The 22616-nt window shown below is 73.3% G+C and carries 24 protein-coding genes; 17 read left to right on the top strand and 7 right to left on the bottom strand.

What is annotated here, in order from left to right; genetic code table 11:
* Positions 1-4: 4 nt before the first annotated feature.
* From FHX78_RS07790 to FHX78_RS07845, 12 genes are all read left to right on the top strand, one after another.
* Complete coding sequence (locus tag FHX78_RS07790) at positions 5-1159, top strand: phosphoenolpyruvate carboxykinase (ATP) (RefSeq protein WP_145866723.1); 1155 nt, start codon at positions 5-7, stop codon at positions 1157-1159.
* Entirely contained in the window at positions 1156-1863 is a 708-nt protein-coding gene (locus tag FHX78_RS07795; protein ID WP_145866724.1) for a tyrosine-protein phosphatase, read from the top strand. The genes FHX78_RS07790 and FHX78_RS07795 overlap by 4 nt, the downstream gene beginning before the upstream one ends.
* Positions 1860-2909: a GNAT family N-acetyltransferase gene (locus FHX78_RS07800; protein ID WP_145866725.1), complete on the top strand. Its 1050-nt coding sequence runs from the start codon at positions 1860-1862 to the stop codon at positions 2907-2909. Before FHX78_RS07795 ends, FHX78_RS07800 begins: the two co-directional genes overlap by 4 nt.
* A complete protein-coding gene (locus FHX78_RS07805; RefSeq protein ID WP_145866726.1) occupies positions 2906-4066 on the top strand; it encodes an acyl-CoA dehydrogenase family protein in 1161 nt (386 codons plus the stop codon). Before FHX78_RS07800 ends, FHX78_RS07805 begins: the two co-directional genes overlap by 4 nt.
* A 23-nt stretch (positions 4067-4089) precedes the next feature.
* Positions 4090-4530 (top strand): type II toxin-antitoxin system RatA family toxin, encoded by a 441-nt coding sequence (locus tag FHX78_RS07810; RefSeq protein WP_145866727.1) that lies wholly within the window; start codon positions 4090-4092, stop codon positions 4528-4530.
* Positions 4527-5534 (top strand): NAD-dependent epimerase/dehydratase family protein, encoded by a 1008-nt coding sequence (locus tag FHX78_RS07815; protein ID WP_145866728.1) that lies wholly within the window; start codon positions 4527-4529, stop codon positions 5532-5534. Before FHX78_RS07810 ends, FHX78_RS07815 begins: the two co-directional genes overlap by 4 nt.
* Positions 5531-6982: an ATP-grasp domain-containing protein gene (locus FHX78_RS07820; RefSeq protein ID WP_145866729.1), complete on the top strand. Its 1452-nt coding sequence runs from the start codon at positions 5531-5533 to the stop codon at positions 6980-6982. The genes FHX78_RS07815 and FHX78_RS07820 overlap by 4 nt, the downstream gene beginning before the upstream one ends.
* A complete protein-coding gene (locus FHX78_RS07825) occupies positions 6979-8148 on the top strand; it encodes a cysteine desulfurase-like protein (protein ID WP_145866730.1) in 1170 nt (389 codons plus the stop codon). Before FHX78_RS07820 ends, FHX78_RS07825 begins: the two co-directional genes overlap by 4 nt.
* 11 nt (positions 8149-8159) lie before the next feature.
* A complete protein-coding gene (gntD, locus tag FHX78_RS07830; protein WP_189908732.1) occupies positions 8160-9176 on the top strand; it encodes a guanitoxin biosynthesis L-enduracididine beta-hydroxylase GntD in 1017 nt (338 codons plus the stop codon).
* Positions 9177-9194: 18 nt separating this feature from the next.
* Entirely contained in the window at positions 9195-10049 is an 855-nt protein-coding gene (locus FHX78_RS07835) for a sterol desaturase family protein (protein WP_208766181.1), read from the top strand.
* Positions 10046-11467: an aminobutyraldehyde dehydrogenase gene (locus FHX78_RS07840; protein WP_145866731.1), complete on the top strand. Its 1422-nt coding sequence runs from the start codon at positions 10046-10048 to the stop codon at positions 11465-11467. The genes FHX78_RS07835 and FHX78_RS07840 overlap by 4 nt, the downstream gene beginning before the upstream one ends.
* A 717-nt stretch (positions 11468-12184) precedes the next feature.
* The gene (locus FHX78_RS07845; protein ID WP_145866732.1) at positions 12185-12535 is read left to right on the top strand and encodes a MerR family transcriptional regulator; all 351 of its coding nucleotides are present in this window, start codon (positions 12185-12187) and stop codon (positions 12533-12535) included.
* A 310-nt stretch (positions 12536-12845) separates the two neighbouring features.
* Here the strand turns inward: FHX78_RS07845 and FHX78_RS07850 are convergent, their stop codons facing one another.
* The 5 genes from FHX78_RS07850 to FHX78_RS07870 form a co-directional block, all read right to left on the bottom strand.
* The gene (locus FHX78_RS07850) at positions 12846-13175 is read right to left on the bottom strand and encodes a putative quinol monooxygenase (RefSeq protein WP_145866733.1); all 330 of its coding nucleotides are present in this window, start codon (positions 13173-13175) and stop codon (positions 12846-12848) included.
* A gap of 34 nt (positions 13176-13209) precedes the next feature.
* Complete coding sequence (locus FHX78_RS07855) at positions 13210-14235, bottom strand: NAD(P)-dependent alcohol dehydrogenase (RefSeq protein WP_145866734.1); 1026 nt, start codon at positions 14233-14235, stop codon at positions 13210-13212.
* The gene (locus tag FHX78_RS07860) at positions 14232-15008 is read right to left on the bottom strand and encodes a metal-sulfur cluster assembly factor (RefSeq protein ID WP_145866735.1); all 777 of its coding nucleotides are present in this window, start codon (positions 15006-15008) and stop codon (positions 14232-14234) included. The genes FHX78_RS07855 and FHX78_RS07860 overlap by 4 nt, the downstream gene beginning before the upstream one ends.
* A 1-nt stretch (position 15009) precedes the next feature.
* Complete coding sequence (locus FHX78_RS07865) at positions 15010-16008, bottom strand: amidohydrolase family protein (RefSeq protein WP_145866736.1); 999 nt, start codon at positions 16006-16008, stop codon at positions 15010-15012.
* A gap of 70 nt (positions 16009-16078) precedes the next feature.
* The gene (locus FHX78_RS07870; protein ID WP_145866737.1) at positions 16079-16873 is read right to left on the bottom strand and encodes an acetoin reductase; all 795 of its coding nucleotides are present in this window, start codon (positions 16871-16873) and stop codon (positions 16079-16081) included.
* Positions 16874-17091: 218 nt separating this feature from the next.
* Here FHX78_RS07870 and FHX78_RS07875 point away from each other — a divergent pair, with 218 nt between their 5' ends.
* On the top strand, positions 17092-18957 hold the full coding sequence (locus FHX78_RS07875) for a sigma-54-dependent Fis family transcriptional regulator (RefSeq protein WP_145866738.1): 1866 nt from the start codon (positions 17092-17094) through the stop codon (positions 18955-18957).
* 15 nt (positions 18958-18972) lie between these two features.
* Here FHX78_RS07875 and FHX78_RS07880 read toward each other — a convergent pair whose 3' ends face one another.
* Positions 18973-19110 carry a hypothetical protein gene (locus FHX78_RS07880; protein WP_244403735.1) on the bottom strand — a complete coding sequence of 46 codons (138 nt, stop codon included), beginning with the start codon at positions 19108-19110 and terminating at the stop codon, positions 18973-18975.
* A gap of 1 nt (position 19111) precedes the next feature.
* Between FHX78_RS07880 and FHX78_RS07885 the strand changes: the two genes are divergently transcribed.
* The 3 genes from FHX78_RS07885 (at position 19112) to FHX78_RS07895 (ending at position 20864) form a co-directional block, all read left to right on the top strand.
* Positions 19112-19258 carry a hypothetical protein gene (locus FHX78_RS07885; protein ID WP_167531647.1) on the top strand — a complete coding sequence of 49 codons (147 nt, stop codon included), beginning with the start codon at positions 19112-19114 and terminating at the stop codon, positions 19256-19258.
* A gap of 204 nt (positions 19259-19462) precedes the next feature.
* Positions 19463-20083, top strand: a complete 621-nt coding sequence (locus FHX78_RS07890) for a LysE family translocator (RefSeq protein ID WP_145866740.1) — start codon at positions 19463-19465, stop codon at positions 20081-20083.
* A gap of 76 nt (positions 20084-20159) precedes the next feature.
* Positions 20160-20864, top strand: coding sequence for a GNAT family N-acetyltransferase (locus tag FHX78_RS07895; protein WP_145866741.1), 705 nt, complete (start codon positions 20160-20162; stop codon positions 20862-20864).
* 41 nt (positions 20865-20905) lie between these two features.
* Here the strand turns inward: FHX78_RS07895 and FHX78_RS07900 are convergent, their stop codons facing one another.
* Positions 20906-21625 (bottom strand): carbonic anhydrase, encoded by a 720-nt coding sequence (locus FHX78_RS07900; protein WP_145866742.1) that lies wholly within the window; start codon positions 21623-21625, stop codon positions 20906-20908.
* Between the two features lie 245 nt (positions 21626-21870).
* Here FHX78_RS07900 and FHX78_RS07905 point away from each other — a divergent pair, with 245 nt between their 5' ends.
* A complete protein-coding gene (locus FHX78_RS07905; RefSeq protein WP_229924164.1) occupies positions 21871-22599 on the top strand; it encodes an OBAP family protein in 729 nt (242 codons plus the stop codon).
* Positions 22600-22616 lie beyond the last annotated feature (17 nt).

Genomic DNA, 22616 nt, shown 5'->3' on the forward strand with positions numbered 1-22616 from the left:
CCCCGTGACAACCCCTCCCGTGTGCGCCGAGGCCACGCTGTCGTGCTGGTTCGGCCGGATCAACGTGGAGAGCGAGGTGCCCGGGCTCGACGACGTGATCGCCGCCGTGCTGGCGCCCTACTTCACCCTGACGCCCGGTCACACCCTGGGCGCCGTCACCGTGCGGATCACCCGCTCCGCACGGCTGCCGGTCTCCTCGTCCGACCTGGAGGCCGTACGCCGTACGCCGCAGCTGTGGCTGAACGAGGACGGGCCGCGCTTCGTCCTGCTCGACCACGGCCACGACCGGATGGTCCTGCTGCGCGACGCGGAGGAGGACAGCGGCCCGATGCTGGTCACCGCCTCGCGGCCGGCCGGGCACGTGCACCTGGAGGTGTACGACGAACGGCCGCAGACCGTCCGTGCCCTGGTGCGCTACCTGGCCTTCCTGGTCGGGGCGCAGCTGCACCACGGCGGTGTGCCGGTGCTGCACGGCTCCGCCGTGGCCCGCCACGGCGAGTCGGTGATCATGCTGGGGGCCACCAACTCCGGCAAGTCCACCCTGGCGTTCCTGGCCACCACCCTGGCGGGCTGGGACTTCGTCAGCGACGACACCCTGATGGTGTGGCGCGACCACGCCTCCGCCCCGCCCCGGGTGAGCGGCTGGCCGCGCCGGCTGGGCATCAGCGTCGGCAGTCTCGTCGGCCACCCGGCCCGCGCCCGCTTCGAGCAGGCCACGCTGCGCCGCTACGACGGTCCGGTGGGCCCGCTGCCCACTCCGGGCGCCTCGTCGTGGACCCGTGAGGGCCGGGTGCGCGTCTACTGCGACCTCGACGAGTTCACCGCCATCACCGGTGCCACGGTCGACCAGGAGTCCCGGCCGCGCGGCATCCTGCTGCCCCAGGCCGACCCCACCGTCCGCGGCTGGCGGGTCGAGCCGGTCGACGGCGTGCCGCCCGAGCTGGCCCCCGTCGCCGGCCGCAACCTGCGCCACTTCGTCGACTACCTCGGCGTACTGCCCTCGTCCGTCGCCGACACCGTCACCCGCGACGCCGTCCTGGCCGGCCTCGCCGCGCTGCCGTGCGCCCGCGTGCGCTACGGCCCGGACGTCAACGACGACTTCCCCCGCTTCTGGGCGGACGCCACCGCCGCCCTCGCCACCCCGGCGGGGGTGCGATGAACGGCGACGACCGCGTCGGGGTGAACTTCCGCGCCGTGCGCGCCCGCGGCCTGGCGGCGGACCGGATGTTCCGCTGCGGCGCCGTGACCACGTACACCGCGCGGGACGCGACGGCCCTGCGCGACCGGTACGGCATCCGCGCACTGGTCGACCTGCGCTCGCGGCGCGAGATCGACAAGTACGGCGCGCCCAAGGCGCTCCAGGACGCGGGCATCCGCTGGATCAACGCGCCCGTGACGGGCTACCCCAGCACCCCGATCGACAAGCCGCGCCCCACCTCCGACGACGTGGTGGCGTACTACCACGGGATGCTCGCGGAGGCGCTGCCGGAGAGCTGGCCGGACCTGTTCGCCGCGCTGGCCTCGGTGGCGCACGAGCCCTTCCTGGTCTGCTGCCACTGCGGCAAGGACCGCACCGGCGTGGTGGTCGCCGCCGTGCTCGACACGGTGGGCAGCCCCGCCGCGGACATCGCCGAGGACTACGGCGCCAGCGCCGCCGACCTGGTGGCCCGGGTCGACCTGTTCGAGGACAAGTGGAGCAAGCGCGGCCACACCCGCGACGACTACCTGACCCGGATGCGCGTGGTGCCCGCCACCATGGCGGACTTCCTCGCCGGGGTCCCCGGCGGTCTGGCCGGCTTCGTCGCCCGTCGAGTGGACCCGGCCGATCTGGCCGCGGTGCGCGCCGCGCTGGCCGCGCCGTGACCGCCGCCCTGCTCACGGCCGTACGGGTGACCAGTCCGGTCCCCCGTGACCTCTGGCACGCGGCGCTCGCGGAGGACCCCGACGCACTCGCCACCCAGACCCCCGGCTGGCTGGACGCGATGTGCGCGGTGCGGCCCTACCGCGACGTCAGCCGGCTCTACGAGTGGCAGGACGGACGGCGCCTGGTTCTGCCGCTGGTGCGCTCCCGCCTGACCACCGCCGCCCGCGCCCAGGAGCTGGGCTGGCCGCTGGACTGGGGCATCGGCGGACCCGTGGCCCCCGGCGGCCCCGTCACCCGCGCGGAGGCGGCCACCGTCTTCGCCGACCTCGCCCGCCGGCCCGGCGCCGCCGCCTATCTGCGGCCCAGCCCGCTGACGGACGAGGTGTGGCGCGCGTCCGCCCCCGGCCACGTGCGCCGCTACCCGCGCATCACGCAGATCGCCGACCTGTCCGGCGGGTACGCCACGGTCTGGAGCGAGCGCTTCACCTCCAACACCCGCCGCAACGTGCGCAAGGCCGAGCGGGCCGGGATCGGCGTCGAGGTGGGCAACGACCCGCGCCTCATACGCGAGTTCGACCGGCTCTACCGGATGTCGGTGGACCGCTGGGCCGCCCAGGAGGGCACGTCCCGGCCGCGCGCCCGCTGGCGGATGTGGCGCAAGGACCCGCGGCGCAAGTTCGCCGCCGTGGCCCGCCACCTCGGCGACGCCTGCCAGATCTGGCTGGCCCACCACCAGGGCCGGGCCGTCGCCGGGATCATCACCATGCGCCAGGGCGAGCACGCCAAGTACTGGCGCGGCGCGATGGACAAGACCCACGCGGCGGCCACCGGCGCCCCCACCCTGCTCCAGGCCCTGGCCATCGAGGCGGCCTGCGCGCAGGGCTGCCGCTACTACCACATGGGCGACAGCCGTCCCGACACCCCGGTCACCCGCTTCAAGCAGCGCATGGGCGGCCGGCTGCACCACACGGAGGGCTGGTGGATCGACCCGCGCCCGGACACGGCGCCCACCGGACCCGGCCGGCACGAGGAGGCCGCAGCATGACCCTCACCGACATCGACCGGCACACCGACCGGCACCTCACCCTGCTCGACGCCGGCTGGCACCTGCCGGACGCCTGGCCGGGGCCGGTGCACGACCCCGAGGAGGGCACCCCGGCCGAGCGCATCCGCGCCGTGGCCGCCTCCGGATTCGCCTCGCTGGCGATCCCGGAGGCGTTCGGCGGCGCGGGCGCCGACCTGGCGGGGACCGCCGCCGCGCAGCGCGCCCTGGCCCGGCGCGACCCGCACGCGGCGATCGCGCTCAACATGCACTCCCTGACCGTCGGCCTGATGACCGACTACTGGGAGCGCCACCGCGACACCACCTCCTGGCTCCTGGAGGGCATCGCGACGCAGAACGCCCTGGTGGCGTCCGCGTTCGCCGAGCCGGGCGGCAGCGCCAACTTCCTCAGCAGCGTCTCCACCGCCCGCCGGGAGGGCCGCGGCTACGTGGTCTCCGGCACCAAGTACCCCTGCTCGCTGGCCTCCACCGCGACCCTGGTGTGCCTGAGCGCCCGGGTCGCCGGCACCGACGACACCATCATCGCGCTGTGCCCGAGCGCCTCCCCCGGACTGCGGGTGGAGGGCGACTGGCCCTCCCTGGGCATGAACGTCTCCGACACGGCGAAGCTGGTGCTCGACGAGGTCGAGATCGACGACCGGCTGGTCTTCCACCGCGCGCCCGCCGACTCGATCGACGACACCGTCATCGCCGGCATCGTGTGGTTCGCCGTACTGATCGGCGCCACCTACCACGGTGTGCTGACCTCTCTGCTGGACCTGGCCGTGAAGACGGTCACCACCAGCGACCGGCACGGCCCGCGCACCGTGCGGATCGGACAGGCGGCGCGGGACCTGCTCGCCCTGGGCGGCGCCTGCCGGCAACTGGCCCGCGACTGGACCGACGGCTCGCTCGGCGGCGAACCGGCGCTGGCCACCGCCATGGCGCTGCGCTCGTCGCTCAGCGACACCCGGGACCGGGTGGTGTCCACGCTGACCCCCGTGATCGGCAGCCGGATGTACACCCGCGGACAGCACGCCGCGGCGCTGCACCTGGACTCGCTCGCCGCCCACCACCACCCGCCGAGCCTGCTGGCCTGCGACGAGGCGGTCGGCGCCTACTGCACCGGCCGGCCACTCGGCTTCGACCCCTCCAGCTGACGTACCACCGAAGGAGAAACACCGTGCCCACCGTTGAAGTCAAGCTGAGCATCGCCGCGCCGGCCGAGGAAACCTGGCAGGCCGTCAGCCGCATCGAGGACTACGCCGACTACATGGACAGCGTGAACTCGGTCCGTGTGACCGAGTCCTCCGGTACGCGGCGCGTCAGCGAGTGGTCGGTGCTGCTCAAGGGCTCGACGCTGGAGTGGGTCGAGGAGGACGAGATCGACGACGCCGACCGCACCATGACGTTCCGGCAGCTCACCGGCGACCTCGACCACTTCGGCGGCTACTGGAGGGTCGACCCGGACGGCGACCACGGTTCGGTGACCACGTTCTTCGTGGAGTTCGAGATCGGCATCCCGCTGCTGGCCGACATGCTCAACCCGGTGGCCGCCAAGGCCCTGCGGGACAACGCCCAGCAGATGCTCACCTCCATCGAGCAGCGGGTCGTGGCGCCGTGAGCCCGCGGATCCTGGTCGCCGGCGCGACGGGGGCGGTCGGCGGCGAGCTGATCCGCCACCTGCGCGCCCGCGGCGCCGACGTGACCGGGGTGAGCAGCCGCGGCGCCCCCGGCCAGCACGCCTGGCGGATCGGCTCCGAACCGCCGCCCCGGGAACTGCGGGACACCTCCTGGGACGTCATCGTCAACAGCGCCGCGGACACCCGCTGGAACCTGCCCGCCGACCAGGCCCAGGCCGCCAACGTGGGCCCGACGAACGCCCTGCTCGACCTGGCGGACGAGCACACCCACTTCCTCCAGCTGTCCACCACCTTCGCCGCGGGCCTGCGCGGTGACGGCGCGTCCGACGGACCCGCCGACTACCGCAACACCTACGAGTGGTCCAAGGCGTGGGCGGAACGGACGGCGTCGGCCCGCCACGCCCGCACCGACGTCGTCCGCTTCCCCATGGTCATGGGCCGCCGCACGGACGGTGCGATCGACCGGTTCAGCGGACTCTTCTGGATCGTCTCCGGCCTGTGCTCCGGGGTGATCCCGGCGGTCGTCGGGGTCAAGGACGCCTACGTGGAGATCGTCGCGGTCGACGACCTCGCCGCGTGGATCACCGACACCGTGTACGCCGGGCCGCCCGAGGCGCCCCGCACCTCGGTGCTCGGCCGGGGCGCCGACGCCCCCCGGGTCGGCGAGATGTTCGACCTGACGGTGGAGGGCCTGAACTCCTGGCGCGTCCCGCGGGGCGCCTCGGCGCTGTCCACGCCGCCGTTCGTCACCCCCGAGGCGTGGAACCGCTTCCACCTGCCCTTCGCCCGGGAGACCCTCAGCCGCGTCCAGCTGCGCCGGGTGGAGATGTACGCGGCCTACCAGGTCTACCTCGCGATCGAGGACCCCATCGGGTGCACGCACGTGATGCCCGACCCGGCCGACTCCATCCGGTCCTCGCAGGTGTACTGGGCCGAGAACAACGCGCGGGCCGCGTCCGCCGAGCCGAAGGCGTGGACCGGATGAGCCCCGCAGCGGTCCACGACACCGCGCCGGACGCCGCCACCCCCTTCGCCGCCCAGGTCGCGCGGGCGGTCGCGGGCCGGCGCTGCGTCCTGGCCGGCATGTCCCCCGCCCGCCTGGTCCCGCGCGTCACCCAGCTGCTGGAGCTGGGCGCGGCCGGCGTGTTCGCCCTGTCGGCCCGCCCGGACTCGGCACCCGCCGACGGCCGCCCCGCCTCCGCGCGGCTGGTGTGGTGGGACGCCGGTCTGGCCTCCGGCGACCAGGACACCCTGGCCGCGGAGTTCACCCGGCTGCTGTCCCGGCCCACGCCCGAGCTGGCCGCACGCCTGGACGCCTTCGACCCGGACCGCTCCGCCCTGGTCCTGGACACCCTGGACACGGACGGCGCCGAACTGCTGCACCGCCGCCGCTACGGCCACCGGCGCCCGCGCTGGACGGTCGCGGAGGACAAGGTGCGGGTGCACGAGGTCTGGGAACGGGCCGGTATCGCCGCGGCCCCGGAGACGGTCGTGCCGTGCGAGCCCGGCGCGCTCACCGAGGCGGTACGCGGGCTCGGTACCGCCGGAGGGACCGTGTGGGCCGCCGACGCCCGCGACGGCATCCACACCGGGGCCCGCGGCACCCGCCACCACCCGCCGGGGGCCGACACCTCCGCGCTCGCCGCCGAGTTCGCCGGGCGCGCCGACCGCGTGCGGGTGATGCCGTTCCTCGACGGGCTGCCGTGCAGCATCCACGGGCTGGTCGTCCCCGGCACCGACGCCGTACCCGTCTTCCGCCCGCTGGAGCTGCTGACCCTGCGCCGCCCCGACGGCGCCTTCGTCTTCGCCGGCACCTCCACGTACTGGGACTGCCCGGCGCCCCGCGGCGCCGAGCTGCGCGCCACCGCACGCGCCGTCGGCCGCGCCCTGCGCGAGCTGTACGGCTACCGCGGCGCCTTCACCCTGGACGGCGTCCTGACCGCGGACGGGTTCCTGCCCACCGAGGTCAACGCCCGCCTCGGCAGCGGTCTCAACATCGACAGCACCCGGCCCGAGCTGGCCTTCGACCTGCTGTGCCGGGTCCTGCGCGAGGGCGGGACGGTGGACGTGGCCCCCGCCCTGCTGGAGAGCACCGTCCTCGACGCGCTGGACCGGGTCCGGCACAGCGAGGCCAAGATCCGGCTGGACGCCCCGGCCGAGCCCGGCCTGCGGCTCGCCCTGCGCCTCGGCCCCGACGGCACGCTGCGGCCCGCCGGACGTCACGACCGCCCCGACGCCACCCTGCGCACCGAGCGGTCCGCCGTGGGCGACCGGGTGCGCTTCCAGCCGCGCACCGACGCCTTCCGCGGCCACGCCCTGGGCGGCGCCCTCGCCGCGGCCTGCGCCCTGGGCGTGCGCGAACTCGGCCTGAGCATCGCGCCGCTGACCGCCTGCGTCCCACCCACCGTCCCCGGATCAGGAGCCACCGCATGACCGTCACCGACCCCTCGACCACCACCGGCCTGCGGCACCGTTTCCCGGGGCTGCGCGGCGACTGGGCCCGGCTGGACGGGCCCGGGGGCACCCAGATCGTCGACACCGCCGTGGAGGCGATGACCCGCTATCTGACCAGCGGCGACAACGCCAACACCGAGGGCATGTTCGCAGCGGCCGACGCCACCGACGAGGTCGTGGCGCGCGGGCGGGCCGCGATGGGCGAGCTGTTCGGCACCGACCCGCGCGGCGTCGTCTTCGGCCCCAACACCACCTCGCTGGTCATCGACCTGGCGCAGACCGTGGCCGCCGGCCTCGGCCCCGGCGACGAGATCGTGTGCACGCGCCTGGACCACGACGCCAACGTGGCCCCCTGGCTGCGGATCGCCGCCCGCACCGGCGCCACGGTCCGCCTCGCCGACGTGGACACCGACACCGGCCGGCTGCCCACCGAGAACGTCACCCGCCTGCTGAGCGACCGCACCCGCTGGGTGGCCGTCACGGGCGCCTCCAACGCCCTGGGCAGCATCCCCGACGTGGCGGCCGTCGCCGGCGCCGCGCACGCCGCCGGGGCCAGGGTCCTCGTCGACGCCGTGCACCTGACCCCGCACCGCCCGGTGGACCGCACGGCCCTCGGCGCCGACGTGCTGGTCAGCTCCGCGTACAAGTGGTACGGCCCGCACCTGGGCGTGCTGTGCGCCGACCCCGACCTGCTCGACGCGCTCGACCCGGACCGGGTGCGGCCCGCTCCCCAGGTGGCCCCCGACCGCTGGCAGACCGGCACCCCGTCCTTCGAGGCGATCGCCGCCGCCACCGAGGCCGCCCGCTTCGTCCTCGACCACGCCCGCGCCGTCGACGAGACGGCCGTGTTCGCCCCGCTCCTCGACGGCCTGCTGGCCATGCCCCACGTACGCGTGCACGGCCCGCACGACCACACCGACCGCACTCCCACGGTGGCCTTCACCGTCGCCGGCCACCGCGCCGACGACGTCGCCCGGCACCTCGCCCGGCAGAGGATCGCCACCTGGAGCGGCATCTTCTACGCCCACGAGGTCATGCACGCCCTGGGCCTGCACGAGGACGGCGCCGTCCGCGCCGGCCTGTCCTGCTACACCAGCACCGAGGACGTCGACCGCCTGCTGCGCGCCGTGGACGCACTCGCCTGAAGGGAACTCCCATGCTCACCAGGATCGACCTCTCCGCCGAGGACCGGGATGCCGTGGCCGCCCTGTGCGCCGAGGCCGCCGGGGAACATCCGGCCGCCGACGACCCCGCCTTCCTGCGCGAGGCCCCGCTGTTCGCCCACCGCCTGCCCCGCGCGGTCCGCGCGGCGCTCGCGGGACTGCACGCGGACGACGGCCCGTCGGCCCTGGTCATCGGCGGGCTCGACGTCCCCGACGAGGCCATCGGGCCCACCCCTGCCAGCTGGCGCGAGGGCCGTCCCGTACCGCCGGCCGTGCACCGTCTGGAGAACGCCCTCGTCCTGTACAGCTCCCTGCTGGGCGACGTGTTCGGCTGGGCCACCCAGCAGGACGGCCGCCTCGTCCACGACGTGGTGCCCACCCGCGGCCACGAGGACGAGCAGCTCGGCTCGGGCAGCACCGCCCCGCTGATGTGGCACACCGAGGAGGCGTTCCACCCCTGCCGGGCCGACTACGTGGTCCTCATGTGCCTGCGCAACCCCGACGGCGTGGCCACGACCGTCGGCGGCCTCGACCCCTCGGTGCTCACCGAGGAGGAGCGCCGCTGCGCCTTCGAGCCCCGTTTCCGCATCCGCCCGGACAAGTCGCACCTGGAGGCGTACAACGCGGAGAACGCCGACCGCCACCGCGAGGGCTTCGACCGCACCGAGCGGATGAACGAGGAGCCCGACGCGGTGCCGGTCCTCTTCGGCGCCCCGCACGACCCCTTCCTCCAGATCGACCCGGCGTACATGGACACCGCCCCCGGCGACGAGCCCGCCCGGCGCACCCTGGACCGCATCGGCGAGGCCATCGAGGGCGGGCTGACCGACGTGCCGCTGCGCCCCGGCGACGTGGTCTTCATCGACAACTTCCGCCTGGTGCACGGCCGTCAGCCGTTCAAGGCCCGCTACGACGGCACCGACCGCTGGCTCAAGCGCGTCAACGTCACCCGGGACCTGCGCAAGTCCAGCGCCATGCGGCTCCCCGACGCCGTGCGCGTCGTCGCCTGAGCCCGCGAGAGGTCTTCCGTGAACTGGTCGACACTCGGCCTGACCGTCCTGGTCTTCGCCGTCCTGGTCTGCCTGGAGCTGCTGGCGCACAAGTTCCTGCCGTCCGACGAGGACACCGGCTACGACCTGCGCGACACCGCCAGCAGCCTGGGTCTGGCCATGGGCAACCAGGTGGTCAACTTCTTCTGGCAGGGCACCAACGTCGCCATCATCGCCGCCCTCTACGCGATCAGCCCGCTGCGCGTGGACGCGAGCGACTGGCGGATGTGGGTCCTGCTGTTCGTCCTGGACGACCTGTGCTACTACGCCTTCCACCGGTCCCACCACCGCGTCCGGGTGCTGTGGGCGGTGCACAGCGTCCACCACTCCAGCGAGCGCTTCAACTTCACCGTGGCGGTGCGCAACTCCTGGGCGCCGATGACCTCCATCCCCTTCTTCGCCGCCGAGCCGCTGCTGGGCTTCCCGCCGTACATGCTGCTCGTCGTGCAGGCCGTGGGCCTCGTCTACCAGCTCGTGCTGCACACCGAGAAGGTGGGCAAGCTGTGGGCCCCCATCGAGTGGGTCTTCTGCACCCCGTCGCACCACCGTGTGCACCACGCCAGCCACTACCCCTACCTGGACCGGAACTACGGCGGCGTCTTCATCGTCTGGGACCGGATGTTCGGCTCCTTCGAGCCGGAGGGGGGCCGCATCGCCTACGGCATGACCACCAACGTCAAGTCGTACAACCCGCTGCGCGTCGTCACCTTCGAGTGGCTGCGCCTGGGCCGTGACCTGCGCGGCGCCCGCTCGCCGCGCGAGGCGGGCGGCTATCTCTTCCGCGGCCCCGGGTGGCAGCCGCGGCGCGAGGAACAACCGGAAGGACAGCCATGATCCAGAACGTGATCGCGGGGGCCTCGGTCCCGGCGGCCGACGGCTCCACCCTCGACCTGATCGACCCCTGCACCGGGACCGTCTCCGGTGCGTCCGCCCGTGCCGGGGCCGCCGACGTCGACGCGGCCGTCCGCGCGGCCCGCGCCGCGTTCCCCGGCTGGCGCGACGCCACCCCGGGCGGACGCCAGGCGGCGCTGCTGCGCCTGGCCGACGCCGTGGAGGCCCACGCCGACGCCCTGGTGGACGCCGAGTGCGCGGACACCGGCAAGCCGCGTGCCACCACGCTCCAGGAGGAGCTGGTTCCCACCGTCGACCAGCTCCGCTTCTTCGCCGGCGCCGCCCGCTCGGTGCAGGGCGCCGCGGCCGGGGAGTACACGCCGGACTTCACGTCCATGCTGCGCCGGGAGCCCCTCGGTGTGATCGGCCAGGTCACGCCCTGGAACTACCCGCTGATGATGGCGGTGTGGAAGGTGGCACCGGCCCTGGCCGCCGGCAACACGGTGGTCCTCAAGCCCGCCGAGACCACTCCGCGCAGCACCGTCCTGCTGGCGGAGCTGGCCGCGCGCGTCCTGCCTCCCGGCGTGCTGAACGTCGTCTGCGGCGACCGCGACACCGGACGTGCCCTGGTCGGCCACCCGGACGTGGACATGGTGGCGGTCACCGGGTCGGTGCGCACGGGGATGGAGGTGGCCGCCACCGCCGCGGCCGGTCTCAAGCGCGTCCACCTCGAACTGGGCGGCAAGGCGCCCGCCCTGGTCTTCCCCGACGCCGACCTCGCGGCCACCGCCGAGGGCATCGCCCAGGCCGCGTTCTTCAACGCGGGCCAGGACTGCATCGCCGCGACCCGCGTGCTGGTCCACGAGGACGTGCACGACGACCTGCTCGCCGCCCTGGTGAAGGAGGCCGAGGGCACGCGGGTCGGTCCGCCCTCGGACACCTCCGCCTTCTGCGGCCCGCTCAACAGCGAGACCCAGCTCCAGCGGGTCGGCGGCTTCGTCGACCGCCTTCCCGGTCACGCCCGCGTCCTCACCGGGGGCCACCGCGTCGGCGAGGAGGGCTGGTTCTACGCGCCGACCGTCGTCGCCGGCGTGCGCCAGGACGACGAGATCGTCCAGCGCGAGGTCTTCGGCCCGGTCCTCACCGTCCAGTCCTTCTCCTCCGAGGAGGAGGCCCTGGCCCTGGCCAACGGCGTCGACTACGCCCTGGCCGCGAGCGTCTGGACCCGGGACCATCCCCGTTCCATGCGTCTGGCCCGGCACCTGGAGGCCGGCTGCGTCTGGATCAACGCCCACATCCCCCTGGCCGCCGAGATGCCCCACGGCGGCACCAAGCACTCCGGCTACGGCAGCGACCTGTCCAGCTACAGCATGGAGGACTACACCCGCCTGAAGCACGTGATGACCCACCTGAACCCCTGACGCGCCCTCCCCACAGGGAGCCACCGCGGCCTCGGGGGCACCGCCTCCCCCAAGGCGCCGGGAACGGGCGGGAACCGCCATCAGAGACCCGGTGAGGGCCCTGCCGACGCACGTCGGCAGGGCCCTCACCGTTGTACGCCGCCTCACCGGCGTCGCGGGCCGCAGGATGCCTGCCTCCCCCGAACGCCAAAATCTACTTTTGCCAGAGTAGACATTGAGGCCCAGCACGGTTAACGTTGTACTCGTCGACACGGTCGAGCGAAGCCCGGCAGACACGAACTGGCGGGCAGATGTAGTTGAAGTTCGCAGGTCGGTGCGGCTCTGGAGCTCCGAAGCCAAGGCGTTCGTAGAACGGTGACGGGGCTGGGAGCCGCACCGGGTGGCCCGCAGGTCGAGGGGTCGCCAACGGCATCACCGACGCAGTACCGCAGTACCCGTTCAGCAAGTGGTCGGTTCGGAGGAAGAACGGAGGAGGAGCAGACGCCATCAGGATCGCCCGGTCCGAAGAGCTTTCGGTCCGGGTACCGCAAGACCCCGGAATGGATGGTGGTCCCCGGTCACGCAGCCGCGATCCCCGCACCCTGCCCCTCGCCGGGCCGGGTGACGGAAACAGAAGGTCGGCACAGCATGAGGGCCGACAGATGGTGTTGAATTTCCTTCGGGGCCCTGGTGCCGTACGGCACCAGGGCCCCTCGACGCGTTGCACAAAGAGGTGACATGGCAGCAGATACTCCACTCAGTGATCGTCTGGACGACGACGACTACCCCGCCTACACCATGGGCCGGGCCGCCGAGATGCTCGGCACCACCCCTGGTTTCCTCCGAGCCATCGGCGAGGCCCGTCTGATCACTCCGCTGCGCTCGGAGGGCGGACATCGCCGGTACTCCCGTTACCAACTACGGATCGCCGCTCGCGCCCGCGAGCTCGTCGACAGGGGAACCCCGATCGAGGCCGCGTGCCGCATCGTCATCCTCGAGGACCAGCTCGAGGAAGCTCAGCGCATCAACGCCGAGTACCGGCGTGCCGCGAAGGAAGGGTCCGGCAGTTCCAGTTCCGGTTCGAGCTGATCACGTGGGCGAGGAAGACGCCGGCCGCTTCCTCGGGACAGGTGACCCGATGACCGCGGTGGACATACCCGCGCATCCGCGTCCCCCCGCCTTCGGCTACCCGAAGGCGCGTGACCGCCAGTCGTACGACTTCACCCGGCCTCGGCAGCCGTCGCACCGCACCCGCGTACCGTGCGGCACACGGCAGCCTCCCGGCCGGGCCGTCGCCCGCATGTCCGTCCGCGGGCAGCCCCGCGGTCTCGGACACACGGAGGAGGGCCGAAGCCGGTGGTACGGGCTTCGGCCCTCCTCACCGACGTCACGACCCGCGTCAGCCTTCGTCGACCCTCATCTCGCCGAGCCGCGACCAGTCGTCCTGGGGCACCTTCACGTGGACGATCCTGGGCGTCTCGGCGAGGTGGGGCGGCAGGGTCCGCCGCGCCTCCTCGAAGTGCGCCGAGCCCACGTGCGCCGCGCCGGCCTCGTCGTCCCGGAAGGCCTCGACCAGGACGTACTCCGCCGGGTCCTCCAGGCTGCGGGACCAGTCGAACCACAGGCACCCCGGTTCGGCGCGCGTGGCCCGGGTGAACTCGTCCACCACCCGGGGCCATTGATCGGCGTACTCGGGGCGGACGCGGAACTTCACGGTGATGAAGATCAAGGGGTCACTTCCTTCGCGGTCGTCCGGGGCCAGGTCACGGGGTGAGGATCGCCCGGCCCCGGATCCGGCCGCTCCCGAGGTCGTCCAGGGCGTCCTGGAACCGGTCGAGGGGGTACTTGACGGTGTGCAGGCGCACGCGGCCCCGCGCGGCGAGGACCATCAGCTCGCACAGGTCGTTGTAGGAGCCGACGAGGTTGCCGATGAAGTTGATCTCGGCGGAGATGATGTCGATGGTGGGGACGTCGATGTTCTCGCCGTAGCCGACGACGTGGTAGTCGCCCGCCCGGCGCAGCATGCCGACGCCGTCCCGGGTGGAGCCGCCCTCGCCGACGAAGTCGATGACCGCCTCCGCCCCGTGTCCGCCGGTCAGTTCGCGCACCCGGTCCACCTGGCCGCCGTCGGCGACGACCCCGTGGTCGGCGCCGATGGAGACGGCCAGGTCCACCGCGTCGGGGTTGCGGTCCACGACGACGATCTCGGCGGCGGTGAGCGCCTTGAGCACCTGTACGCCGATGTGCCCGAGCCCGCCCGCGCCGATCACGACGCACCGGTCGCCCGGCCGCAGCCTCCGGGCGGCCTTCGCCGCGGCGTGGTACGCCGTGAGCCCCGCGTCGGCGAGCGCCGCGACATCGGCGGGTTCGAGGGAGTCGTCGATGCCTACGACACTGCGCGCGGAGGTCTTCAGGTACTCGGCGTAACCGCCGGCCGTGTCGATCCCGGGGAAGCGGCTGCTCTCGCAGTGCACGTCGTCACCGGCCCGGCACGCCCGGCACAGCCCACAGGTGATCAGCGGGTGCACGATCACCTTGTCGCCCTCGGCGACATGGGTGACGGCGCTGCCGACCGCGTGGACCCATCCGGCGTTCTCGTGACCGATCGTGTAGGGCAGTTCCACGCCGGACTTCTGCGCCCACTGGCCCTCCAGGATGTGGATGTCGGTGCGGCACACGCCGGCACCGCCGATCCTGACGATCACGTCGTACGGGCCGGTGATCACCGGATCCGGGACCTCGGCCATCTTGAGGTCCTGGCCGTAGCCCACGACCTGAACTGCCTTCACTGGACGGTCTCCTTCGGTGCGACGGTGACGGGGAGGAGTCCTCCCGCGGGCACGGGCTCCCCCGCGCGTGGTGACTGGTCGGCGGCGGACTCCGGATACCGGGTGCGCAGCAGGCCCCGGCAGAAGTGCGCGTTGCCGTCGATCGACACCCGGACCGCACGGGCGAAGCGCAGCCGGAGCGGGATCTCCCCCGGCGGGAAGCGCCGCCCGTCCTCGTCCACCAGGGCCGGGTCGGTGGGTGCCACGCCCAGACCGAGCGCCGCGCGGCGGCGCAGCAGGGCGTGGGTCGCCGCCGTCCCGGGGAGGTCGCCGAGCACCACGCCGTGGAGGTCCTCCTCGGTGAGGTCCGGGTTCGCACGGAGCAGGCCGGTCAGCGCGCGTTCCATCGCCGCGGTGTGGGCCTTGCGGCGGAACGTCAGCCGGAGCGCTTCGAGGTCCTTCTCCGCCTCGGCCCCGAACGTCCCGCGGTAGCCGGCGTCCGCGGCCAGCCCGCGGTTGATCAGCTCCGAGTCGTGGTGGTCGTCGAGCAGCACCACGACCCGCCGTGTCCAGGGCAGCGCCGTCAGCGCGTCCTTCGCGTCAGAGGCCATCAGGTAGGCGAAGTTCGGGGAGCAGAACGAGGTGGGGAGCCGGAGACGGACGGTGATCCCGCCCCCGGGCGTCACTGTCACGGAGCGTACGAAGCCGAGGTCGGTGATCGGTTCGTCCAGCTCGGGGTCCATGACCGTGTCCAGCGCGGCGCGGGCGGACCGTTCCCTCGGTGCGGCGGGCATCTCAGGCCACCGCCGGTTCGGCGACACCCAGCCCGGCCGGCACCTCGATGCCGTACAGGGCGGCCGCGTTGAGCCCGAGGATCTTCTTCTTCTGCGCCACGGTGATCGGCTCGTACTCGGTCATGTCCGCGGGGATCTGGAAGTCGACGAACCGCTCGACCAGCCAGCGGGGCGTCCACAGCGCGTAGTCGCTGGAGAACTGGATGCGGTCCTCGTCCAGCCAGTACAGCAGTTCGCCGATGATCTGCGCGAAGTAGCGGGGCCGGCTGTGGATGAAGGGCATGGCGACCGCGAGACCGGCGTGCACGTTGGGCTCCTGCGTGGCGATCCAGCAGAAGTCCTCCAGACGGGGCAGGCCGCAGTGCTCCACGACGAAGTTCAGCTCGGGGAACCGCGTGGCCGCCTTGTCGACGTCGGCGACGTCGAACGCGTCCCGGTCCAGCGGCCGGATCGTCGGCCCCTTGTGGATGTGGATGTTGGTGATCCCGAGTTCCTGGCACACCTCCAGGTAGCGGTACGTCCACGGGTCGTCGAGCTTGTAGCCGCGGCTGTCGCCCTTCCATTCGGCGGTGTACAGCTTCACGCCCTTGAGCTGGAACCGCTCGGCGTCGCGCCGCAGCCGGTCGAGTCCCTTCTGCTCGTAGCGGGGGTCCCAGGAGTGGTTGTACGTCAGCTTGTCCGGGTGCCGCCGGGTGAGCGCGAACGCCTCCTCGGTCTGCCCGAAGCCGTTGCGGTAGAACGCCCCGAGCCGGGCGGGCTGGAAGATGGCGTGGTCGACGTACCCGTCGACGAAGAGGTCCTTCATCAGACGCTCGCCGCCGTAGTAGAGGTACTCCTCGTACGGCCACAGCTCCGACGCCGGGCTCAGGTTGCGGTGGTAGTCGTAGAAGCAGTCGATGAACTGCTTGCCGTGGATGTTGAGCTGGTTCTCGGGGCGTGCGTCCCAGAGCGCGACGTGCGCGTCCACGATGAAGTAGTTCTCGCCGTCCTTGGAATACATCTCGCTCCTCGATTCGCGGTGGGTGGTGGACCGAGTGGCCGGGCGGCCGCGGGGCTGCCCGGCGCGCGCGTCAGGAGAACTGGATGCCGCCGTCGATCATCACGGACTGGCCGGTCATGTAGTCCGAGTCGCGGGAGGCCAGGTAGGAGACGAAGGACGCGACGTCGGCGGGCTCCTCGACCCGGCCGAGCGCGATCGCCTCCGCGTACTTCTTGATGGCGCGGCCCTTCTCCAGGCCCTCGGCCTGGGCCAGCCGCTCGTCGATCAGGTCCCACATGTCGGTGCCGACGATGCCCGGGCAGTAGGCGTTGACGGTGATGCCGTGCCGCGCCCACTCCATGGCCGCGGCCTGGGTCAGACCGCGTACGCCCCACTTCGACGCCGAGTAGGCGCCGAGCAGCGCGAACGGCCGGTACGCGACGATCGACGCCGCACCGATGATCTTGCCGCCGCCGCCCTGGGCGATCATCTGGCGGGCCGCGGCCTGGTAGGAGAGGAAGACACCGCGCAGGTTCACGGCCATGATCTGCTCGTACTCGTCGAGCCCGGTCTCCAGCAGCGGGGTGACCCTGGCGATGCCGGCGTTGGCCACGAAGACGTCGACCCGGCCGAAGCGCTCCGCGACCTCCTCGACGAGCGCGTCGGTCTGCTCCTTGCTGGTCACGTCGGCGTGCACGGCGAGGGCGCGGCGGCCCGTCTTCTCGATGCCGGCCGCCACCTCGCTCAGCTCCTCGCCCATGCCCGGGAGGTCGGCCACGGCCACGTCGAGTCCGTCCGCGGCCAGCCGCTCCGCGATGCCCCGGCCGATGCCGCGGGCGGCGCCGGTGACGATGGCGGTACGGGTGGCGTTGTCGGCGGAAGTCATGGGTCCTCCTGTGTTCGACGGTGCGCCGCCGCACCCTTCGTGCGGCGCCGGGCAACAGCGTGGGGGCGGGGAGCGCCGTCGAGTTTTTCAATGTGGAACACAGTCGGTCCGGCCCCTGATCAGGGCACGGCGAACAGGCGGGAAAGCCGTTCGGAACAACCCGTTGACAGGTGCAAACGCGTTCGTAATATGGCGGAAACACGCTCATCGGAGGCGCCATGCCCAGTGACGTCACAGCGCGGGACCGGAACATCGCACGAGCGCGTCTTCAGTTCCTGGAGAACGAGGACCCGCCTCCCACGATCGTGCCCGAGGGCATCCGCAACTCCTGGCGGCGCTCCAAGTACCTGGGGATCGGCACGGACGAGGTGGTCGTCCCCTACCAGCCGGACTACGACCGCGAGAGCCGCCTGGTGCGGGCCGCCACGCCGGTCCTGAACCGTTTGGAACAGGCGCTGGCGGGTTCCGACGCGTGTGTGATCGTGACGGACCGGGAGGGCTGGGTGCGCGACCGCCGTGTCGGGGAGGAGCGGCTGTCGGCGCACCTGGACCGGGTCTACCTGGCGCCCGGCTTCAACTACGCCGAGCAGTTCGTCGGCACGAACGGCATCGGGGTCGCGCTGGAGGAGCGCCGGCCCCATGTGGTGCTGGGCACCGAGCACTTCAACGAACGTCTGCAGAACGTCTCCTGCGCGGCCGCCCCCATCCGCAACTCGGTCACCGGGCGGGTCGAGGGAGCGATGAACCTGACCTGTTGGAACGGCCCGTCACGCACCCTCATGGCGGCCCTGGTGCAGGAGGCCGCCGGTGACATCGAGCGGGTGATGTACGAGTTCAGCAGCTCGCACCAGCGGGCCCTGCTGGAGGCGTTCCAGCAGGTGACCCACTACGGCGACCGTCCGGTGCTCTGCCTCGGCCAGGACCTCGTGCTCGCCAACTCCGCGGCCACGGCGCGGCTCACCGGCGACGACCACCGGCTGCTGCACGAGGCCGCCGCCGGGACGGGGCACGCGCCGCGCACCCGCAAGGAGGTGCGGCTGACCGGCGGGGCGACGGTCCTGATGCGGTGCCGTCAGGTCGACAGCCCGGCGGGCACGGCCGGCTACCTGCTGGAGCTGGCCTTCACGGACGGCCCCGGCGACCCGGCCCGCTCCCGGACCGGCCCCCGTTCATCGCGGGAGGAGCGGGACGCCACCCGCCCGTGGCCGCTGCCGGGGCTGGCCGGGACGGACCCGGCGTGGAACGCGGTGTCCCGCGCGGTGTCGCGCTGCGCCCGGGAGCGGACGCCGCTGCTGCTGCACGGTGAGACCGGGACGGGGAAGTCCGCCCTGGTCCGTGCCGCGCACGCGCTCACCGGCGCGGCCTCGGCGCCCGTGCTCCTGGACGCCGGCGCCCCGCGGCCGGCCGTCACCGACGCGGTCTCGGCGCCCACACCGGTGAACGCCGGAACCCCGCGGCCGGCCGCCGACGGGGAGGATCTTGCGGCCGCCCTGCGCGCGGCGCCCGCCGGGCCGGGGCGGGCCCTGGTCCTGCGCAACGTCGACGCCGTGGCCCCCGGGGAGGCGGCCGCCGTCGCCCGCGCCCTGGACGCCGCGGCGGCGCGGGGCACCTGGATCGTGGGCACGCTCCACGGGGCGGCGGGCGTACCGGAGCCGTTGCGGCGCTGTTTCACCGAGGCGGCGGCGGTCCCCGCCCTGCGGCACCGTCTCGCGGACCTCCCGGCCCTGGCCGGCTGTCTGCTGCGGCGCGTCGGCGCGGGCGTGGAGTGCGCGCCGGAGGTCCTGCCCCTGCTGCGCCGGCACGACTGGCCCGGCAACGTCCGTCAGCTCGGCGAGGTGCTGACCAAGGCCGCCGCGGGCCGCCGCACGTACCGGATCGAGCTGCGCGACCTGCCGCCGTCCCTGCACAGCCCCGGCAGCCGGTCCCTGAGCGCCTGGGAGGCGTCCGAGCGCGACACCCTGGTGCAGGCCCTGCTGGACGCGGACGGCAACAAGCTGCTGGCCGCCCAGCGCCTCGGCATCTCCCGCACGACGATCTACCGCAAGATGCGCGCCTACGGCATCACCCTCCCCGCCCGCTCCTGACGGCACCGGCGGGCGTCAGCCGGTGGCCGGAGCGGCGGCGTACTCCTCGTCGGTGACGGGCGTGAGCCAGTGGACGGCGTCGTGGTCGGCGTCCGCCTCGTTGATGGACGGGGCGCGCGGAGCGCAGGGCCTGCCGCATGAACCGGGACTCACCATGACCGTCCACACCGCCGAACCCGGCTCCCCCTCGGAAGAGGGGCTGCGCCTGCTCGCCTCCCTGGCCGCCACCGAGGACGCCGGCCCACGGACCCGTCACCCCACGGGCCGGACGGAACCGGGCGGGGCGTCGGCACAGCCCTGACCCGGACGACCGTCCAGCCCGTGGACCACGGGCACCGGGCCGGTCCCGGGTCCCGGGCGCGCGCGCCCACCGCCGGGGGACGACCGGCACCCGACCTGCGGGTCCGGGCCCGCTGCCGAGGGGTGACCTCACGCTGCCTCCGCGGTCTCCGGGCACGGCACGCCTGCCGACCGCGCCCGGCGCCGCGGATGTGAGACTGGGCGGATGCTCCTACAGTTCATGACCGCGGTCGGTGTCCTGGCTGTGCTGACCATGGTGCCCGGCCCGGACATGGCCGTCGTGACCAGGCGGGCCGTCGCCTCCGGCTGGCAGGACGGGCTGCGGACCGTGGGCGGGATCACCGCGGGGCTGCTGGTGTGGGGCGTGCTCGCGGTGGCCGGTCTCGCCGCCGTCCTGGCCGCGTCCGCCACCGCGTACACGGTGGTCAAACTCGCCGGAGCCGTCTACCTGGTCCTCCTCGGTGTCCAGGCGCTGCGCCAGAGCCGGCGCGACCGTGCGCAGGCACCGGCAGCGGCCGTCGCCCCGCCCCGCGGCAACCCGTGGCGGACCGGCCTGGTGAGCAACGTCCTCAACCCCAAGATCGCCGTCTTCTACACGGGACTGCTGCCGACGCTGACCCCGGCCGGCGTGCCCCCGCACACCGGTATGGCCCTGCTGGTCCTCGTCCACACGCTGCTCACCGCGGTCTGGCTAGGCGGATACGTGCTGCTGCTGTCCAAGGCCCGCGCCTTCTTCGAGAAGCCGGCCGTACGCCAGGGCTTGGACCGGGTGACCGGGGTCGTACTGATCGGTTTCGGGCTGAAGGTCGCCACGACCCAGCCCTGAGCGGCGGTGACGTGGAGCTCTCGCGCGCGTACGCCGAAGGTGCCGCGCCCACCAGGACCCTGAGAGGAACAGCACGATGACGAACGACGACGACCCGGTACTCGATGACCCGGTGGGCCAATCGCTCGGTGGCCGGCACACGCACCTCGCCCGACGCCACGGCCGGGCCGTCACCTACCTCACGGACGTGGCGACCTTCTCCGCCGTGTCCACCGACCCGGACGCGAGGGACTGGGCCGACCTCGCCGAGCTGCTCGGTCCCGGCGCCTTCGCCGACATGTTCAGCTGCCCGGCCCTCCCGCCGTCGCACTGGGAGCCGGTGTTCACCCTCGAGGGCCGTCAGCTGATCCGGCCCGTCGGCGACCGCCCCGACCGCACCGGCACGGAGCCCGGCACCGATGTGGTCGAACTGGGCGCGGACAGCGTGCCCGAGATGCTCGATCTCGTCGCGCGGACCGAGCCGGGGCCCTTCTGGCCGCGCACCCGTGAACTCGGCACCTACCTGGGTGTCCGGGTCGACGGCACCCTGGTGGCGATGGCCGGGGAGCGCCTGCGCCCTCCGGGATGGACCGAGATCAGCGCCGTCTGCACCGCCCCCGACGCACGCGGGCAGGGCCACGCCGCCCGCCTGGTCGGTGCGCTCGCCGACCGCATCGTGGCCCGCGGCGAACGCCCCTTCCTGCATGTGGCCGAGACGAACACCGCCGCGATCGCGTTGTACGAGCGGCTCGGTTTCACGACCCGCAGGCAGGTGACGTTCCGGGGCTTCCGTACGCCCTGACGGCGTGGCGGGTGCGGCGGGAGGCGCAGACGTGGGCGGCGTCATCGGTGGCCGGGCACCGAGGCGGTCCCGGGTGCGGAGGCGGACGTGGGCGCCGAGGCCGTCGCGGGCATCGCGGTCCCGTCCGCCGGCAGGTCCAGGCCGCGAGAGGTGACCGTCCGTACCGTGCCCTCGGCCAGGCGGTAGGTCAGGCCGACGACCGCCGTGCGTCCGGAGGCGACCCGGTCGGCCAGTTCCTGGGAGCGGTCCATGACGAGGTCGACGGTGTGGCGGACGTGCGTGGCGATGAACTCGTCCTCCTCGCTCACCCCGGCGGCCTGGGCGGCCAGCACGCTGGGGGTCACCCGCTCGATGACGTCCCGCAGGTAACCGGGGGCGGGCGCACCGTCCCTTACGGCGGCCCGGGTCGCCGCGACGGCGCCGCAGGCGTCGTGGCCGAGGACCACGACGAGCGGGCAGCCCAGCACGCTCACCCCGTACTCGATGCTGCCGAGGACCTCCGGTCCCACGGCGTGCCCGGCGGTGCGCACGACGAACAGGTCTCCCAGCCCCTGGTCGAAGATGATCTCGGCGGCCAGCCGGGAGTCGGAGCACCCGAGCAGCACGGCGTGCGGGTGCTGGGCGGACGCCGTGTCGGCACGGCGTACGGCGTCCTGGTTGGGGTGCCGGGGCGTGGCGGCGGCGAAGCGCCGGTTGCCGGCGGTGAGCAGGTCGAAGGCTTCGCGTGGGGTGGCCGGGGCCACCGGGCTGGCGTCACTCATGGGCCGCAGGTTACGTACAGAGCTTCTGCTCGGCCGCATCGGAGTGCGCCGATCGGGTGCAGGCCCGGGGAGCGGGCAGAAGCCTCACCCGCCGGAACAGCCGGACCCGCCGCGCCCACCGCCCCGGCGTCCAGCCGCCCGTGCGCGGCCCGTTACGGCCACCGGGCACCGGGCACTCGCCGCCCATGGCATCCACACAGGGAACGCACCGTTCGCGCGGTTCCGGACGAGGGCCGGCCGCGTCCATGGCGATCGGTGTCGCGGCGGGCGTGACGGCCGCGGCCGGTCTCCTGCTCGGCCGCAAGGCGGCCACGATGAGCAAGGTGGGCGAGGGACACCCGCTCAAGCACCGCGCGCTGGACCTGGCGGCCGGCGCGATGCAGACGAAGTACCCGCTCGACGCGATGAGCACCTACCTCAACGGCTTCCACATGTACGCCGACGACATGGGCCGCCAGGTGGAAGCCACGCACTTCTGCATCCATCTCCGGCACGACCTGCACCAGTGCGTGATCTTCGACCGCAACGCGCCCGACGCCCGTCTGATCGGCATCGAGTACATCATCAGCGAGGAGCGCTTCCGGTCCCTGCCCGAGGACGAGAAACGGCTGTGGCACAGCCACCACTACGAGGTGAAGTCGGGCACGCTCACCGCCCCCGGCATCCCCGACCTGGCCGAACACGCCTACGTCGAGGACCTCGTGACCACGTATGGCAAGACCTTCCACACATGGCAGTACGACCGCGACGACTTCCCGTACGGCATCCCGCAACTGATGATGGGCTTCACCGGGGACGGGCAGGCCGCGGAGGAGATGATCCGGGCCCGGGACGACAGGCTGGGCGTTTCCACGTCCCGCAAGCGGCGGAACCGGGCGGACATCCCCATGCCGGACGTGGCACCGGGCGCCAACGCGTGGGAGAGCGGCAGGACCGTACAGACCCGTATCGAGGACATGGACTTCAGGCGCTGACCGTCCCGCGCCCCCGT

It is taken from the genome of Streptomyces capillispiralis, from assembly GCF_007829875.1.
GTDB lineage: Bacteria > Actinomycetota > Actinomycetes > Streptomycetales > Streptomycetaceae > Streptomyces > Streptomyces capillispiralis.